This is a genomic window from Arthrobacter sp. JB02-1C (assembly GCF_057748045.1).
Genome location: NZ_CM173235.1, coordinates 700,058 through 715,847, shown reverse-complemented (window position 1 = coordinate 715,847; position 15,790 = coordinate 700,058). Strand labels below are relative to the sequence as shown.

Below are 15,790 nucleotides of genomic sequence, written 5' to 3'. Positions count from 1 at the left end.
GTGTCCTAGCCTTTCGTGGGGTCCTTCCGGGCGGCGAGGCCTACCAGCGCCCCGATGCCCAGTCCGATCAGCATCCCGGTGAACGGCTTGTCCACAGTGGCTACGCCGACGGCAAAACCGATGGCCGCGCCAACCAGCATGCCGATCCACAGCGACTCGTACCTCACGGTTTCAGGCTAGCAAGCCGGCGCAAGTCAGCCTCCAGTCGCCGCGCGCCGGGCAGTTACTCCGGCGGGTACCAGACCCGGAGGCCGTCCACCCGGGCGAAGGACGTCAGGGTGTGGGGCTTCGCGGACTTCTCCGTCATGATGTCCAGCACCGTGGCGTTGCGGACCAGCAGGGCGTCCCCGATCAGCGACCGGTGGCAGCGCCACGGAACCGCTTCGGCGCACATGATCGCCGCGTCGCTGTTCCGGCCGCGTTCGAGCAACTGGTCGACGGCGGCGGCAAACTCTTCGGTCTGCATGTAGTCCGCGTAACCCCGGAACGACGCATTCCGCCACGCCCCGTTGGGAGAGTCCTTGGTGGTGTGCCGCAGGCCGCCCAGGGACGCCATCCGCCGGTAGGTGATCCCGCTGGCCCGCACGCTCGCGGCGAGCGCCTCTTCGGCGAACTGCGGATTGTGCCGCGACTTCGGCACCGTGCGCACATCGATGAGCTTCTTGATGCCGTGGGCCTTGAGGATGCCGATGAACTCGTCGATGGGATGTGTGGAGTGCCCCACCGTATGGATGGTGATGTCCGTCATCTGCCCATGCTAGGCGCACCCCGGCCAGAGCCGGCCGGAACCGCCGGAACGGTAGCAGCGACCGGAGCGGCGGGCCGGGGCCGTTGGATACTCTGGGTGATCTACCAGTCGCCGTGAGGAGGGCCCCGGTGGGTTCAGCCGCCATCGAGAACTTCGTGGACCGGCTTGCCGCGGTGGAAACGGGACCGGCCTGCGCCAACTTTTTCGATCATGCGGTGCCCGCGAACGCCGTGCGCCGGCGGAACCTAACGATCTACCTGCAGGAGATGTTGCGCCGTTCCCCGACGGTGCTGCTGCTGGGCGAGGCGCCGGGCTTCCGGGGCATGAAGATCACCGGGGTCCCCTTCACCAGCCGCACCATTCTCGAGGCGCCCGCCAACCGGCTCGGCCTGTTCGGGCCGGGCAAGGGGTACGAGCTGCCGCCGGACGCCGCGGGTATCGCCGCCGAACCGACCGCGACCGTGATGTGGGAGGTCCTGGCAGAGCTCGACTTCCTGCCGCTGCTCTGGAGCGCCTGCCCGTGGCACACCCACCGGCCCGGGCTGCCGCTGTCCAACCGCACTCCCACAACCTCGGAGGCGGCGCTCGGGACGCCGTTTTGGCAGGCGCTTGCGGAGGAGTTCTCGATCCGGACGGTGGTGGCCGTCGGCAACGTGGCGCACCGCAGCCTGCAGCGGACCGGGTTCGAGGCTCCGAAAATCAGGCACCCGGCACACGGCGGCCGGGCCGACTTCAAGCGCGGCCTGGCGGAACTGATCGCCACTGGAGGCTGGTGACAGCCCGGAAAGGGAAAAGCACGCCCGCGGCGGCCGTCAGACCCTGGCGTCCGGGGTCCCGGCAGCGCAGACAGGTGCCTGGTCCGCTGCGGCCTCGCGGAGGAGATCCTCGGCCAGCGTTGCCCATTGGGGCCGGAAGGAATAGAGGCAGCCGAGCCGGAGCCAGGCCACCTTGGCATAGGCATTGAAGCGGGCCGGGGTGACCCGCAGTTCCTCGGCGGCGGCCATGACCTGGCCGCGGGCGGCGCGGTAGCGCTCCGCCGTCAGGCGCCCCTGCCGCAGCCGCAAGTGAAGGTGCGCGGCAAGGTTGGCGAGGTCGACGGCGGCTTCCGCCAGCCCGGCGTCGTCGAAATCCAGCAGGCCCACGGGAGCATCCGGTGTGGTGGCGAAAATCTGCTTGTCGTGGAGGTCTCCGTGGAACCAGACCAGCGGATCCGGCGGGGTCCGGACCAGCTCCTCGGCGATCCCCGCCGCCGCGTCCCGGATGGCGTCCCGCTGGACCCGGGCCGCCGGGATGTCCCGGGCATGCAGCAGCCACAGGCCCACCATCCGTTGCAGGCTTTCCAGTTCGACGGCGGCGGTGTGGGGAGTCAGGGCCGCCAGCGACGCCCGGTACCCGGGCGTGCCGGCCAGGGCCTGCTGCCGGGCCCAGCCCTGGGCCCAGTTTTGCCAGATCCGTGCGAACTCGGCGTCGTCGGTTGCGGGGTCGTTGCCCAGGTCGAACAGGGACCGGCCGGGAAGCGCGGCCAGGAGGAGGCAGCCCTCGGTATAGGACACGACGGCGGGGCTGCGGAAGTCGCCGACGGCCAGGAACGTGGTCGACCGGAGGTGGCGTTGCACGGCGTCGTCGGACTGGCGGGGCCGGAAGATCTTGAAATACCGGTCACCGGCCCTGACCACCGCCCGTTTGTGGGCCCGGTGCACCAGCACCTCGCCGAGCGGTTCCACCTTGGCCAGCCCGGGCAGCCGCCGGTCACGACCTGCGGGCAACAGCTCCAGCGCTCCGGCACGGAGGTGCGCGGCGCGGACGCCGGTGCCGCCAGGGCCCGCGAGTTCCAGGGTGTAATCCCCGGCGGCGGGCTGGGGCCACGCCCGCCGGACCTGCCAGGGTGCGCCGTCCGGGTCCCGGACGGCGGCGGGGACCTCCGGGTGCCAGCTCATGCCGTCAGCTCCTGGACCGGCGGAGCGTCCGGGGTCCCGTCCGGCTGCGCGGCACGTTCCTGAAGTGCGGCGAGGGCCAGGGCCAGCCGCCCGGGCAGGGGAGAGCAGGCCAGCCGCAGCCAGGCGGCGTCCGAATAGGCGGTGAACCGCTCCGGGCTCACCCGCAGCCGGTCCGCGGCGGCCAGGACCTGCCGGTGGGCGGCGAGATACCGGGCCGGCGCGAGCCGCTGCTGGCGGGCCAGGAACTCCAGGTGCACATCCACGCTGGCGATGTCCAGGGCGGCCTCGGCCCGGGCTGTGTCGTCGAAGTCGAGCAGGCCCAGGCCGCCGCCGTCGACCGCGATGATCTGCTTGTCGTGGAAATCCCCGTGGGCCCACCCCAGCGGGTCCGGGGCCTGCCGGACCAGCCTCTGCACCACGTCCTCGGCCCGGGCGCACAAGGCCACGCGCGCTGCCGACGCCTGCGGGACGTTCCCGTAGTGCCGCAGCCACCGCTTCAGCCAGCGCTGGAGGTCGGCCGCCTCGTCCGCGGCCGAACGGACCGGCAGCGCGGACAGGGCATCCAGCCGGACGGCGTCATGCAGGGCGCCATCCTGCAGGGCGCCGACCAGCGCGGACCAGCGCTGGGACCAGTCGCCCCAGAGACGGGCGTACGCTTCATCGCTGATGGCAGCCTGGTCCGGGCCCAGCTCGCCGAAGGTCCGGCCGGGCAGCGGGCTGGCCACCACGACATCCGGTGAGCTTCGGAGCACCCGGGGCGCCGCGAACGTGCCGTCGCCCAGAAGGACCTGGACCTGCGCGCTGCGTGCGGCAGGGACGGCCGCCTCGCCGGGCCGGAAAACCTTGATGTAGCACGACTCGGCCCGCACCACGGCGCGGGTGTGCGGCCGGTGCGCGATGATTTCCCCCTGCCGCGCCGCGGCTAGGAGGGACGGCAGCCCGGGGTCGTCCGGGGGCACCAGCTCAAAGTGTCCGGACCGGAGGTGGCCTGCCCTGACGCCCGGCCGGCCGGGAACCGTGACCTCGAGTTTGTAGTCCCCCGGGATCTTGTCCGGCCACGCCCGGCGGACGTGCCAGGTCCGGCCGCGGTCGTCGACGGCGGACTTGGGGAGCGGCGGGAGCCAGCTCATGCCACCAGCTCCCAGGCCCGGTCGATATGCCGGGCCAGATCGGCGGCCCAGTCAGGGCAACGGTCCCGGAAAGGATCGACACTGCTGGCGAACAGTCTCAGCGCCGCCCAGGCGTCGACCGCGTCGGGGGCGAACCGGCCGCCCGCGTGCACGTATCCCGCCAGCAGGGGTGCCAAGCGCGGCTGGAGGGATACGTCCTTGCGGGTGGCCTCCCGCCAGCGCGCCATCTCCTCGACGGCGGTAAAGGAGCCGAGATCGCTCTCCGGAAGTCCGGCCCGGGCGCGGTCGAAGTCGATCAGCCGGACCTCGGACCCGCTGACCAGGACCTGATCAGCGGAGAAGTCCCCGTGGACGACGACGGCGGGACGCCCGCCGTAGGGGCCGTTCAGGTCGTCGCCGTTCAGATCGGCGCCGTCCAGACTGCGTCGGATCCGGGCTGCCACTCGTGCGGCGCCCAGTTCCAGTGCGGGGGCGAGGGCCGTAACCATGGCGCAGGTCACCGCCAGTTGGCGCTCCACGAGGGTCCCGGACCCGGCGGCGGGTCCGCCGTCGTCGTCCGCCGGGATGCGGTGGAGCCGGGCGAGGGCCTCACCGGCCCGGCGGGCGCTTTCGGCGTCGTGGCTGGCCGCCAGATCGCGGTCACCCCAGTGGGGACTGGCGCTGGTGCCGTGGTCCTGGAAATCAGCGCCGCCGAGCGCGGGAAGCACGGGAACGTCATGGTCCCGCAGGCGCTGGTGGAACCGGTCAGTGTTTCCGGCGGCGGGACGGGCCGCGAGCTTGATCACGATCGGCGCATCCCGGGATTGCTCCAGCAGGACCACGCGCCGCTCCGGCTTGTAGCGCAGCACCCTGGCGCCTACGGGTCCGGTCCCGGGACCCGGCACGGCGCCGAGCTCTGCCAGCCCCCGGCCGGCCAGCCAGCGGAGGTTCTTGTACAGGGCCCAGTCGTCTTCGATGCCGCCGACCGCGATCACGGCGTCGGTGTGGGGAGGGGGAGCGCGCAGGAGACGCAGGCCCCCGCCGCGCCGCGCCGACGTCCGGGCGCGTCCCTCCAGCTTGACGTTCCCACGGGTCGTGAGGGCCCAGCCGTACTCTTCCCTACCCTCCAGGGTGCGGGTAAAGGCCACCAGGGCGGACGTACCCGGCTTGTAGCGGACCCGGGTGACGTGGGCGGCCTCGCCCAGGACCTCGGAGAGCAGGTCGTCGTCGAGCACTACCGCGAGCCCCGGCAGCCGCCCGTCCCGGCGGGCGAGCTCAAGGTCCGCCTCACGCAAGGGCCTTCGCACCGCATTCACGTCGGCACCTCAACGTCCCGGAGCTCCACCCGCTGCCCGTGCTCCTCGGCCGTTTCCTCCTTCGCTGCCCGGGCGGCGGGCGGACCTCCCAGCCACCTGCTGAACCGGCTGTCGGGGTCGCGCAGCAGTTCCAGCGGGCTGCCTTCTTCGCGGATGCGCCCGTCCTCGAGCCAGATGACCCGGTCGGACAGGCGCGCGGCGAAGGCATCGTGGGTGATGGTGATGGAGGTCCGGCCGCGGGTCAGGACGTCCAGGGCAGCCAGGATGGATTCCCGGGAGGCAGGATCCAGCCCGGCGGTTGCCTCGTCCAGGATCACGATCGGCGCTTCACGGAGGATGGCCCGGGCGATCGCGATCCGTTGCCGCTGGCCGCCGGAGAGGTCCTTGGCCGCTTCGCCCAGGACGGTGTCGTAGCCGGCGGGAAGGGCCCGGATGAAGTCGTCGGCCTGCGCCAGGGCGCCCGCGTGCTCGATGTCCTCGTCGGAGGCGTCCAGGCGGCCGAACCTGATGTTCTCCCGCACCGTGTTGCCGAACAGGACGGAATCCTGCAGCAGGATCGAGACATGCGAACGCACCGAGGCGATCTGCAGCTGCCTGAGGTCCTCCCCGCCCACCCGGACCGTGCCGGTGGTCGGGTCGATCATCCGCAGGATCAGGCTGGCCAGGGTTGATTTGCCGGCGCCGGACGGGCCGATGATGGCGAGCCGTTCGCCGGCCGGGATCGTCAGGTTGATCCCGTGCAGCACGGTGGTTCCCTCCCCGTGGCCGGCGGAGACGTCGTCGAACACGATGTCCGGGTGGCGATTGTCCAAGGGCCGGGCGTCCGGGGGTTCGGGCAGGTCCGTCTGGGCCTCGAGCAGGTCCGCGACGCGCTCGCCGGACGCGGTGGCCTGGGCGATCCGGCTGGTCTGCTTGGCGAGATCCTTCAGCGGCTTCATGCCGGTCTTGAGGTAGGTCAGGAAGACGACGAGGTCCCCGGGACTGATGGAGTGGTCCAGCACGCGCCAGCCGCCGCCGGCCAGGACGACGGCGGTGGCGACGCCGATCAGCACGTCCGTGCGGCGTTCCAGGCCGGCAGCGAGCCGGAGGGCGGCCACGCCCGTGCCGAGGGTGGCCGCGTTGCTCTTCCGGAAGCTGGAGCTGATGGTGTCCTCGAGCCCGTAGGCCTGGACTTCACGCATGGCGCCGAGGGTCTGCGCGGCGGTGGTGGCCAGGGCTCCCTCGCCTTTCCGGGACCGGCCCGCCGCCTTCGTGATGGAGCCCGAGCTGCGGCGGGACAGGATGGCGAAACTGCCGGCGGTCAGGAAGACGACGAGCGCCAGCATCGGGTCGAGCCACAACATGATCACGGTCATCGCCACGAGCGTCACGGCGTTGCCGAGCATCGGAAGGCCGGCGGTGACGGCCACGTCCTGCAGGCGCGAGACGTCGCTGACGAGCCGCTGGACGGTGTCTCCGGCGGACGCCCGCGTGTGGTGGCGCATGGACAGGCCCTGCACATGCCGGAAAGTGCGGGCGCGGAGGTCCGCGGCGACCCGGGATCCTACGAGGGCGAAGGAGATCGCGGACCAGTAGTTGGCCACCGCCCGCAGGACGCTGATGATGACGATCGCGCCGCCGCACAGCAGCAGCGTCTGCATGCTGGCTTCCAGGGCCGGTCCGGGCCGGCGGATGCTCGCGCCGAGCGAGCGTGTCACAGCGTCGATCACCAGCTTCACGGGCCACGGCTCCAGCAGGCGGAAAAGCACGTCGGCGGCGAGCGCCAGGAAACCGATGGCCATCCGTAACCGGTGTTCCCGCAGGTGCGGCCAGACGCATCGCAGGGTCCGCCGCAGCCCCGAGGCCGGGCTGCCGGGGGCTGGCTGCCTTGCGCCGGTCATGGCCGGGCCGCCTGCCGCGGCGCCGGCAGCCCGGAGGTGATGCGCGACAGCACCCCGCTCCAACTGAACCGCCGTTCGGCGTCGTCGCGGGCCCGGCTGCTCAGGGCGCGGCGCAGGGCCGGATCGCCCGCCAACCGGGCCAACGCCCCGGCCAGGGCCGCGGGATCCGAGGGCGGGACCAGGATGCCGGTGCGCCCGTCATCCACGATCGCGGGGATCTGGCCCACGGAGCTGGCGATGATCGGCATCCCGGCGGCCATGTACTCGTAGACCTTGAGCGGCGAAAAGTAGTCGTCCTGCCCCTGCTCCTCTGCCGGATAGGGTGCCGCAGCGGCGTCGCAGTCGTGCAGCAGGCCGGGAACGTCGGCGGGCAGGACGGCTCCGGTGAATTCCGCCTCGACACCCAGTGCGCCGGCGAGCCGCTCCAGTTCGGGCCGGCCCGGCCCATCGCCGATGATCCGCACCGCCCACCGCTGACAGGGGAACGCGGGGGAGGAGTTGGCCAGCGCGACGGCCTCGAGCAAATCGGGCACCCCGTGCCAGGGTTTCAGCGTCCCCACGAACGCCACGGTCAGATGGCCCGCGTGCTGCCGGCCCGGCGGCCGGGCCGTGATGCGGTCCACGTTTACGCCGTTGGGCGTCAGGGCCGTCCGTGCCCCGGGCACCCGCTGCCGCACCCAGCGGACCACCGGCTCCGACACGCAGGCCACGACGTCGGCCGTCCCGGCGTTGCGCCGCAGCACCGTCTCGGCTTTCCTGACGTCCAGCAACTGGCGGTACTTCTGTTGTTCCTCAATCAACGGGGCGTTGACCTCCAGGACCGACGGGACCGAAAGGACCCGGGCCAGCACGGCCAGCGCCGGGCTGAACAGGGAGTAGCGTTCGTAGACCAGGTCGCAGCCGCGGTGCAGGACCAGGTCCACCAGGGCAAGCGCGGCGTCCTCGAGCGACTGTTCGCGGGCCCGGCCCGGAACGACGGCGGCGGGGACCTCGACGGCGTCGAGGTCGTCCAGGTCTGTGGGGCGGTCGGTGCCGAGCCGGGTGCAGTAGACGGAGACGCTGGCGCCGGCCTGCCGCCACGCCCGCACGATTTCCTGGACGTGCACGGAGGAGCCTTTGGTGCCGAAAACGGGCACCCCGGGGTCCGCGCAGATATAGGCCACACGCATCAGGCGACGCTCCTTTCCGGGCGGGCGAGGGCCCGGAGCAGTTCGGCCTGGCGCCGGACGTCGAAGTCCTGCTCGATCAGGGCCCGGGCGTTCCGGGCCATCGCCGCCCGGTCCGTGGCGGGGGAGCTCAGCTGCCGGATTGCCCGGGCGAGGGCGTGGGCGTTCGCCGGCGGGGCCAGGATTCCGGTGGAACCATTCCGGACCACTTCGGGGATCCCGGTGACGGCGGTGCTGATGCAGGGAACGCCGGTGGCCATTGCCTCCAGCAGCACGGTGGGCATCCCGTCCGCGTTGCCGTCCGCGCCGACCACGCACGGGGCGACGAAGATGTCGGACGATTCGAGCAGTTCCTGGACCTGGTCCTGGGTCTGGGCCCCGAGCAGGCGGACCTGGCCGTCCAGGCCGAGCTCCCCGATGGCGTCCTCGAGCTCTTCGGCCAGCGCGCCGGTTCCGGCGATCCGGACCTCCAGGCGCAAGCCCGCGTCCACCAGTTCGGCCGCGGCCGGCAGCAGATACTGGAAGCCCTTCTTTTCGACCAGGCGCCCGACGGCGGCGACCCGGACCGTGGTCCCGGCCGGCCGCGGATCCCGGTACGGGAACCGGTCCAGGTCCAGGCCGTTGCGCACCAGGTGCAGCCGCGCCGTGGCGGCGGGGAACCGGCGGCGGAGGTAGCGCAGATTGAACCGGCTGATGGTGACGGCGTGGTGCGCCTGTTCGAGCTTGATCCTGAGGTCGTCGCTGCTGACCGATTCATGGAAGATGTCCACGGCGTGCGCGGTGAAGGAGAAGGGAATCCCGGTAACGGCGGATGCAAGCCGGGCGACGCTGGTCGCTCCGGAGGCGAAATGCACGTGCATGTGCCGGATGTTCCGGGCCTGAAGGGCGACGGCGAGATTGACGGCGCGGACGGCGTCGTCGACCGGGGCGGCAGTAAGCTCGCCGAAAGTCCTGCCCAGCGCCCCGGTGAGCCCGGCCGATTCGGCCGCGCGGAAGCAGTCCCATAGTTCGGAGGTCTTCAGCGGCCGGTCGATGTAGGTCACCGGTGCCTGGACCCTGGCGAGTTCGGCGTGGAACCTGGCGTCGTTGGGCGGCAGCAGGGAGAAGATTTCGATCCTGTCGCCGGCAGCTTCCCGCGCCAGGATCTCCGAGACGATGAAGGTCTCGGAGAAGCGCGGGTACATCTTGAGGACATACGCGGTGGCCGGTTCACACTGCGACACGGCTGGCACTCTCCTTTGGATTGAGCGCAGGTTCGCCGGCCTCGGCGCGGAGCAGGGGCTGGAGCAGCTGGGCCGCGAGCTGCGGGGCGCGGACCAGGCCGTCCAGGACGGCCCGGCGGCGGTCCACCGTGGTGCCGAGCCGCGCCGCGATCCAGCCGGCCAGGACCTCGGGGGTCAGGGTGCCGATGTCCTGGTGTTCCAGGTACCCGGCGTCGGCCAGGGACTCCGCCCGGATGCGCTGTTCGGCCCGGGACTGGGTCCGCGGCACGATCAGGGCGGGGACGCTGGTGCTCAGGATCTCGCACACGGTGTTGTAGCCGCCCATCGACACGACGGCGGAGGCGTGCCGGAGATGGAAGATGAGGTCGTTCACGGTGGGCACTACCTTGACGCCGGGGCCGGCCTGCCGCTGCAGGTCGTGGAGCTCGGCGAGGGGCATTTCGGGCCCGGCCACGATCAGGTGGCCCAGGCCCTCCGGCACCCGGGCCGCGACGGCGATGCTAGCCAGGGCATGGCCGTCGGAGCCGCCGCCGACCGTGGTCAGGCAGTACGGCCCGGGCATGCAGCTGGTGCCGGAGCCGGGCGGCCGGCCGGCGGCCAGGTAGCCGGTGTAGCGGATGAGTTTGCGCAGCGAGAACGGAATTTCGCCGGCCGCCACCGGGTCGTGGACGGCGGGGTCGCCGTAGATCCAGATCTCGTCGAACAGGGACTTGACCAGCCGCGGCCCGCCGAACCGGGCCCACTCGGCGAAGGCCACATCGGGGGCGTCGAGGACTTCGCGAAGGCCCAGCACCACCCGCACCGGCCCGCGGGCGCGCACACGCCGCAGCGCGGACTCCAGTTCGCGGTGCACCCCGGTGGCGTGGCGGTCCACAATCACCAGTTGCGGGCTGAACCCGGCCAGGACCGCCTTCAGCAGCCGGGCGCGGATGGCGACGAGCTCGTGCATGGGTACGGCGAGGTTCCGTGGCAGGTAGCCCTCCGGGCTCTTGCCCACGCCGGGCAGCAGCACCCAGTCCCAGCCGTCCGGCGCCTGGAACGCGGGGGCATGCGCGGTGCCGGTGATGAGGATGCCGGTCACGGCGCGGCCGGTCAGCCCTGGAAGCTGGTTGGACAGCGCGTGCGCCAGTGCCAGGTTCCGGCGCATGTGCCCCAGCCCCACCGAGTCGTGGGAGTAGAGCACTATTCGCATCGGCTCCATGGTGGTCCTCCGTACCCACGGTCCGCGGCACAGGGGCATTCCTTGCGGCGGAAGTTGATCTCAAGGACCAGCGTGCTCCGCGATCGTGAGGACCGGATGAGGGCAGGATTAAGGAGTCTTCATAATGTCTGCGGGGCGGGCAGGCTGCCGGTCAGAGCTTCGCGCGGGCGGCCTGCAGCGGGATCCGGATCAGGAAGCGGGATCCTTCGCCGGAGCTGGATTCGACGCTGGCGGTGCCGCCGTGGGCTTCGGCGATGGCGGTGACGATCGCCAGGCCAAGGCCGGAGCCTTCCTCGCCGCGGCCGGTCCCGGCGCGGCCGAAACGCTCAAAGATCCGCTGCTGGTCCTTTTCGGCGATGCCCGCCCCGGTGTCCCGGACCCACAGCGCCAGGGTGTCGCCACCGGCCGCTGCGGGCCCCTCGATCCGGCTGCCCAGGGCGATGGTGGCGGAGCGCCCGGTGTGTTTGACCGCGTTGGCAGCCAGCTGGACCAGCGCCTGGGTGAGGCGCTGCCCGTCTGCCTCCACCACGACGTCGGCGCTTTCGTCGAGCTGCCAGCGGCGGTCCGCGAGGACCCGGACCTTCTCCATTACCTGGTGCAGGAGCTCCGGGACCAGGACCGGGGTTCTTCGGATGAAGTCGGGGTGGCCGGCGTTGGCGAGTACCAGCAGGTCGTCCACCAGCCGCTGCATCCGGTCCACTTCTTCGAGCAGTACCTCCCGGGTGGCGATCACATCGGCGGGGTCCTCGACGGACACCAGTTCGAGGTGTCCGCGCAGGATGGTGAGCGGCGTCCGCAGCTCGTGGCCGGCGTCGTCGAGGAACTGCTGCTGCTGCCGGGCGCCGTCATCGAGTCGTTCCAGCATGGTGTTGAAGGTCTTGGCCAGCAGCGTCACGTCGTCCTCGCCGTCGCGCACGTCCACCCGCTGGGTGAGGTCCTCATGGCTGACCACCTGGGTCGCTTCGCGCAGCCGCCGCAGCGGGTCCAGCAGGCGGCCGGCCACCAGTGCGCCGATCAGGGCCGCGCCGAGCAGGGTCCCCGCGGCCACCAGGGAATAGGTCTGGACCGAGGCCACGTTGTGGTCCCGCTGGTCCACGGCGTCCCGGCCCAGCAGCAGGAAGGTGCCGGTACTTTGACCCGCCGTCCCCTTCACCGGCAGGACCACGGTCCGGAGCGGATCGCCGTCCGAATCGTAGGCGTCGAAGGCTGCGCCGGCCGGGTCCGGGAGGCGGGCGACGGCGGGCAGCAGGGCATCGCCGAGCAGGGGCTTGTCCGGATTCCCCTCGATGATCCAGGCGACGCGGCCGTCGACGATGGCGGCCATCACCTCGTTGCTGCGCGGTGCGATGTCCTCGGCGGCGTCACGCAGCCGGCTGCTGTAGGAAGTGCTGCTGCCGTCGCTGTTGGCGTTCACGAGCTTGATCAGGGTGTTGCCCTTGTCCAGGATCGCCTGGTCAACGCGGGCGTCCGAGTCCTGGAACTGGACAATGAAGGCGATCAGTCCGGCCGTGACCAGTCCGGCGAACATCATGCCCAGCATGGCGGCCACCACCCGGAAGCGCACCGAGTGGAACTTCGCGCTCCAGCCGGACGGGCCCAGATCGGCGGGGTCGGGCGCCGTCACGGGTTCGCTTCCCCGGCGAGCCGGTAGCCGGCGCCGCGGGTGGTGACGATGCGGTCCGCGCCGATCTTTTGCCGCACCTGGCGGACGTAGACGTCCACCACATTGGAGGTCCCGTCAAAGTCATAGCCCCACACGTGGCTGAGCAGTTGCTGCCGGCTCAGGACCTGTCCGGGATTGAGCAGGAACATTTCAACCAGGGCGAACTCGCGGGCCGAGAGTTCCATGGTCTTGTCCCCGACGCTGACCGTGCGGGTGTGCAGGTTCAGTTCCAGGACCCCGTAGCGCAGGAGGTGGTCCGCGGGCGGGTCGTTGTTCTCCCCGGGGCGGACCCGGCGCCGGATCCGGGCAACGAGTTCGTCGAAGTGGAACGGTTTGGTCATGTAGTCGTCCGCGCCGCCGTCCAGGCCGGCGACTGTGTCCGCCGCGGAGCCCCGGGCGGTGAGAATGATGACCGGAAGGTCGACGCCGTTCTTGCGGAGCGCAGCCAGGACGGTGAAGCCGTCGAGCCGGGGGAGTCCGACGTCCAGGATCAGGAGATCGAACTGGCCGCTGGCGGCGTAGTCCACGGCCGCCACCCCGTCGGTCACGACCGTGGGGGCGAATCCGGCGGCGCGCAGGCCCTTCTCGATGAACCGGGAGATGCGTTCTTCGTCTTCGGCGATAAGGATGCGGATCACGTCGACTCCAGAGAAATGCCCGGCTCCGGGATGGGCCGCCGGGCGCACCGGACGGTGCTCCCCGCGGGCCCCGGAACGTCAGGCCTGCTAGCTATCTGTGGCGTCTCCTGCATGAGCTGGGAGGAAGGTCAGGGGCCCCAGCAGCCCCGGTCTGCCCATCAGGCGGGCGTAGTGCGGACATGGCGATCATCCGTGTGCGAGGTCCGGCATCCGTGAGTGGTGATGGATCCGGTGTCCTCCCATGGTGCTCCTGCGACGGGGCCCGCGTCACCCCCCTTGCGCCAAAAGCACCGCTGGGTGCCGCTAGGCTGGCAGCTATGCCGAGGAATATTACTGTTAGCCTGCCGGATCCGACCCTGCGCGAGTATCTCACCCCGCAGCCGGAGGTCACCCTGCTGGAGTGGGACCTGACCGGAGCGCCGCCGCAGCCGCGCATCGACATCGTGGTTCCGCCGTACATGGGATCCAAGGAGGTCCTGCGCGCGCTGGACGCCGTGGACAGCGGCCTGGTGCAGAGCCAGTCAATCGGCTACGACGGCGTGGAGGAGTTCCTGCCCGCCGGCCGGCTGTTCGCCAACGCCTCCACCGTCCATGAAACGGCCACCGCAGAGCTGACCCTCGCCCTGATCCTGGCCAGCCAGCGGGACCTTCCGCGGACCTTGCAGAACCAGCGCGAGCGGATCTGGGAGAGCCGGCCGACGTCGAGCCTGGCGGACCAGCGCGTGCTGATCATCGGCTACGGCGGCGTGGGCAAGGCGATCGAGGACCGGCTGCTGCCGTTCGAGGCCACCGTGACCAGGGTGGCCAGCAGGGAGCGCACCGACGACCGCGGCCGGATCCACGGCATCGCCGCGCTGCCCGCCCTGCTGCCGGAGCACGACATCGTGGTGGTCGTGGTGCCGCTCAGCGACTCCACCCGGCACCTCGTCGATGACGCCTTCCTCGCCGCGATGCCCGACGGCGCGCTGCTGGTCAACGTGGCCCGCGGGCCCGTCGCGGACACCGATGCGCTGGTCCGGCACACCGCCTCCGGCCGGCTCCGCGCCGCCCTGGACGTCACGGACCCGGAGCCGCTGCCACAGGACCACCCGCTCTGGGACATTCCGGGGGTCATCATCAGCCCGCATGTGGGCGGCGCCAGCTCGGCGATGCCCCCACGGATGGGCCGGCTGCTGCAGCGCCAGATCGACCTGATGCTGGCCGGTAAACCGCCGGTCAACGTGGTGCTGAACGGCTAAGCCGGCGGGCTCAGCCCGGGGCAAGGACGCAAAACTCGTTGCCCTCCGGATCGGCCAGGCACACCCATGACACGTCACCCTGGCCGACGTTGGCCTCCATCGCGCCCAGCGCCAGCAGCCGGGCCACTTCCGCGGCCTGGTCGGCACCGGGGTACGGCTTGAGGTCGAGGTGGACCCGGCCGGGCGCCGGCTCCGCGGCGGGCACGCGGCGGAACTCCAGGTACGGGCCGACGCCCTGCGCCGAGCGCAGCCGCGCCCGGTCCTGCGTCAGCTCATGCAGCACCCAGTCCGTCGCCTCACCCCAGAACTCCGCAAGGACGGTCGGCTCCGCGCAGTCGACCACGACGGCGGCAATCGGTCCGGTGTCCCGGTACACCTCCCGCGGCGCCAGCACCCGGAACAGGTTGCCCTCCGGGTCGGCCAGTGCGGTCCACGGCAACTCGCCGTCGGCGGCACCGGCAGGGGTCGCACCGGCTGGGTTTGCACCGGCTGGGGTGGCATCCGGCCGTGTCGCGCCCAGCTCCAGCAGCCGGGCCACCAGCGCCGCGTGCTGCGCCGCTGATGTGCTGGCGAGCCCAAGCTGCGCGCGGTACCGCACAGTGTCGGGATCCGGCACGGTGACGACATCGACGCAGACGGCCGAGGGGTCCGGCCAGTTAAACCCCACCGGTTCCACGTTGGTCACGCCGGGCCCCTCGCTGGAGACACTCCAGCCGAGCGCCGCCGCCCAGAACCGGCCGAGGGCGTCGTCGTCGCGGGCCTTGAAGTTCACCTGGACCAGTCGCAGCGTCATGCGGCCCGATCCTATCCCGGCGGGGTGCCTGTGCCGGCGGTGTCCACCACGCAGAACCGGTTGCCCTCGGGATCGGCGAGGATCACGTAGTCCGCGTCCGCGGGCCGCTTATCCCACTGCACGCGGGTGGCCCCCAGGCCGAGGAGCCGCTGCACCTCGGCGGCCTGGTCCTCCGCGTACAGGTCCAGGTGCAGGCGTGGCGGAATCTGCCGGGCCGCGGGTACGCGGTCCAACGAGATGCAGGTGCCGTTCCCGCCCGGCGGCTGCAGAATCACAAACCCGTCCTCCGGTTCCTGCCGCGGCACATAGCCCAGGGCGGCCTGCCAGAAATCCAGCTGGCGTTCGAGGTTGTCCACCCGGATCACGATGGACCCGATGCGCAGCGCCACGCTAGCTGTCCCGCCGGTCGGAGCCGGTGACGAGCGCGGGGGCAGGCTCAAAGCTGCTGGTGTCTTGCATCGCGCGTCCTTTGCGGAGGGTAGTGTTCCGGCCGGGACCCCTCACGCTAGGGCGCCATGGGGAGGCGCGCAAGAGGGCCGCCGTCAGCGCGGCGCCAGTCCGTGGCCTCCCGGGACGCCGTGCAGGTGCGCGGCAATGCTGCGGAACCCGCGGGCCAGGAGCCGGAACAGCCCGACGGCGACGGCCTTGACCAGGACCACCGCCAGGGACATCACGCCGGTGACGGCCAGCATCAGGACGACGCCCAGCAGCAGCGGCAGATAGATCAGAAAAGCCGTAACCACCGCCGCGACGTAACCTGCTGCGTACAGCAGAAGGGTGGCCTGATCCATCGGAAACCACATCCAAAGACTTTGTGCTCGGCGGCGGTGTACCGGCCGATAGGTACGTAGTAGCACCACGGCTGCGGACCGGCAAGG

The 15,790-nt window shown here is 71.4% G+C and carries 16 protein-coding genes; 2 read left to right on the top strand and 14 right to left on the bottom strand.

Translation table 11 applies throughout. From position 1 onward, the window contains the following. Positions 1 to 5: 5 nt before the first annotated feature. Both AC3ANP_RS03425 and AC3ANP_RS03420 read right to left on the bottom strand, forming a co-directional pair. A complete protein-coding gene (locus tag AC3ANP_RS03425) occupies positions 6 to 167 on the bottom strand; it encodes a hypothetical protein (protein WP_488331956.1) in 162 nt (53 codons plus the stop codon). Between the two features lie 56 nt (positions 168 to 223). Further along, on the bottom strand, positions 224 to 748 hold the full coding sequence (locus AC3ANP_RS03420) for a DUF488 domain-containing protein (protein ID WP_488331955.1): 525 nt from the start codon (positions 746 to 748) through the stop codon (positions 224 to 226). 128 nt (positions 749 to 876) lie between these two features. On the opposite strand from AC3ANP_RS03420, the gene AC3ANP_RS03415 reads away from it, so the two are divergent. Next, positions 877 to 1,524, top strand: a complete 648-nt coding sequence (locus AC3ANP_RS03415) for a uracil-DNA glycosylase (RefSeq protein WP_488331954.1) — start codon at positions 877 to 879, stop codon at positions 1,522 to 1,524. Between the two features lie 36 nt (positions 1,525 to 1,560). On the opposite strand, the gene AC3ANP_RS03410 is transcribed toward AC3ANP_RS03415, so the two are convergent. From AC3ANP_RS03410 to AC3ANP_RS03370, 9 genes are all read right to left on the bottom strand, one after another. After that, positions 1,561 to 2,685: a phosphotransferase gene (locus tag AC3ANP_RS03410; protein ID WP_488331953.1), complete on the bottom strand. Its 1,125-nt coding sequence runs from the start codon at positions 2,683 to 2,685 to the stop codon at positions 1,561 to 1,563. Continuing rightward, entirely contained in the window at positions 2,682 to 3,815 is a 1,134-nt protein-coding gene (locus AC3ANP_RS03405; protein ID WP_488331952.1) for an aminoglycoside phosphotransferase/kinase family protein, read from the bottom strand. The genes AC3ANP_RS03410 and AC3ANP_RS03405 overlap by 4 nt, the downstream gene beginning before the upstream one ends. Beyond that, positions 3,812 to 5,110, bottom strand: coding sequence for a phosphotransferase (locus AC3ANP_RS03400; RefSeq protein ID WP_488331951.1), 1,299 nt, complete (start codon positions 5,108 to 5,110; stop codon positions 3,812 to 3,814). The genes AC3ANP_RS03405 and AC3ANP_RS03400 overlap by 4 nt, the downstream gene beginning before the upstream one ends. After that, positions 5,107 to 6,990, bottom strand: a complete 1,884-nt coding sequence (locus AC3ANP_RS03395; RefSeq protein WP_488331950.1) for an ABC transporter ATP-binding protein — start codon at positions 6,988 to 6,990, stop codon at positions 5,107 to 5,109. Before AC3ANP_RS03395 ends, AC3ANP_RS03400 begins: the two co-directional genes overlap by 4 nt. Continuing rightward, positions 6,987 to 8,159 (bottom strand): glycosyltransferase family 4 protein, encoded by a 1,173-nt coding sequence (locus tag AC3ANP_RS03390; protein ID WP_488331949.1) that lies wholly within the window; start codon positions 8,157 to 8,159, stop codon positions 6,987 to 6,989. Before AC3ANP_RS03390 ends, AC3ANP_RS03395 begins: the two co-directional genes overlap by 4 nt. Next, entirely contained in the window at positions 8,159 to 9,379 is a 1,221-nt protein-coding gene (locus tag AC3ANP_RS03385) for a glycosyltransferase (protein ID WP_488331948.1), read from the bottom strand. The genes AC3ANP_RS03390 and AC3ANP_RS03385 overlap by 1 nt, the downstream gene beginning before the upstream one ends. Beyond that, positions 9,366 to 10,580, bottom strand: coding sequence for a glycosyltransferase family protein (locus tag AC3ANP_RS03380; protein WP_488331947.1), 1,215 nt, complete (start codon positions 10,578 to 10,580; stop codon positions 9,366 to 9,368). The genes AC3ANP_RS03385 and AC3ANP_RS03380 overlap by 14 nt, the downstream gene beginning before the upstream one ends. Before the next feature lie 151 nt (positions 10,581 to 10,731). Continuing rightward, positions 10,732 to 12,204 carry a sensor histidine kinase gene (locus tag AC3ANP_RS03375; protein ID WP_488331946.1) on the bottom strand — a complete coding sequence of 491 codons (1,473 nt, stop codon included), beginning with the start codon at positions 12,202 to 12,204 and terminating at the stop codon, positions 10,732 to 10,734. Beyond that, complete coding sequence (locus tag AC3ANP_RS03370) at positions 12,201 to 12,881, bottom strand: response regulator transcription factor (RefSeq protein ID WP_488331945.1); 681 nt, start codon at positions 12,879 to 12,881, stop codon at positions 12,201 to 12,203. The genes AC3ANP_RS03375 and AC3ANP_RS03370 overlap by 4 nt, the downstream gene beginning before the upstream one ends. 317 nt (positions 12,882 to 13,198) lie before the next feature. Between AC3ANP_RS03370 and AC3ANP_RS03365 the strand changes: the two genes are divergently transcribed. After that, positions 13,199 to 14,119, top strand: a complete 921-nt coding sequence (locus AC3ANP_RS03365; protein ID WP_488331944.1) for a 2-hydroxyacid dehydrogenase — start codon at positions 13,199 to 13,201, stop codon at positions 14,117 to 14,119. Positions 14,120 to 14,129: 10 nt separating this feature from the next. Here AC3ANP_RS03365 and AC3ANP_RS03360 read toward each other — a convergent pair whose 3' ends face one another. The 3 genes from AC3ANP_RS03360 to AC3ANP_RS03350 all read right to left on the bottom strand — a co-directional run bounded on the left by AC3ANP_RS03360 (position 14,130) and on the right by AC3ANP_RS03350 (position 15,703). Then, complete coding sequence (locus AC3ANP_RS03360) at positions 14,130 to 14,912, bottom strand: VOC family protein (RefSeq protein ID WP_488331943.1); 783 nt, start codon at positions 14,910 to 14,912, stop codon at positions 14,130 to 14,132. Between the two features lie 11 nt (positions 14,913 to 14,923). Then, positions 14,924 to 15,301 carry a VOC family protein gene (locus AC3ANP_RS03355; protein WP_488331942.1) on the bottom strand — a complete coding sequence of 126 codons (378 nt, stop codon included), beginning with the start codon at positions 15,299 to 15,301 and terminating at the stop codon, positions 14,924 to 14,926. A gap of 153 nt (positions 15,302 to 15,454) precedes the next feature. After that, the gene (locus tag AC3ANP_RS03350; protein WP_488331941.1) at positions 15,455 to 15,703 is read right to left on the bottom strand and encodes a hypothetical protein; all 249 of its coding nucleotides are present in this window, start codon (positions 15,701 to 15,703) and stop codon (positions 15,455 to 15,457) included. Positions 15,704 to 15,790 lie beyond the last annotated feature (87 nt).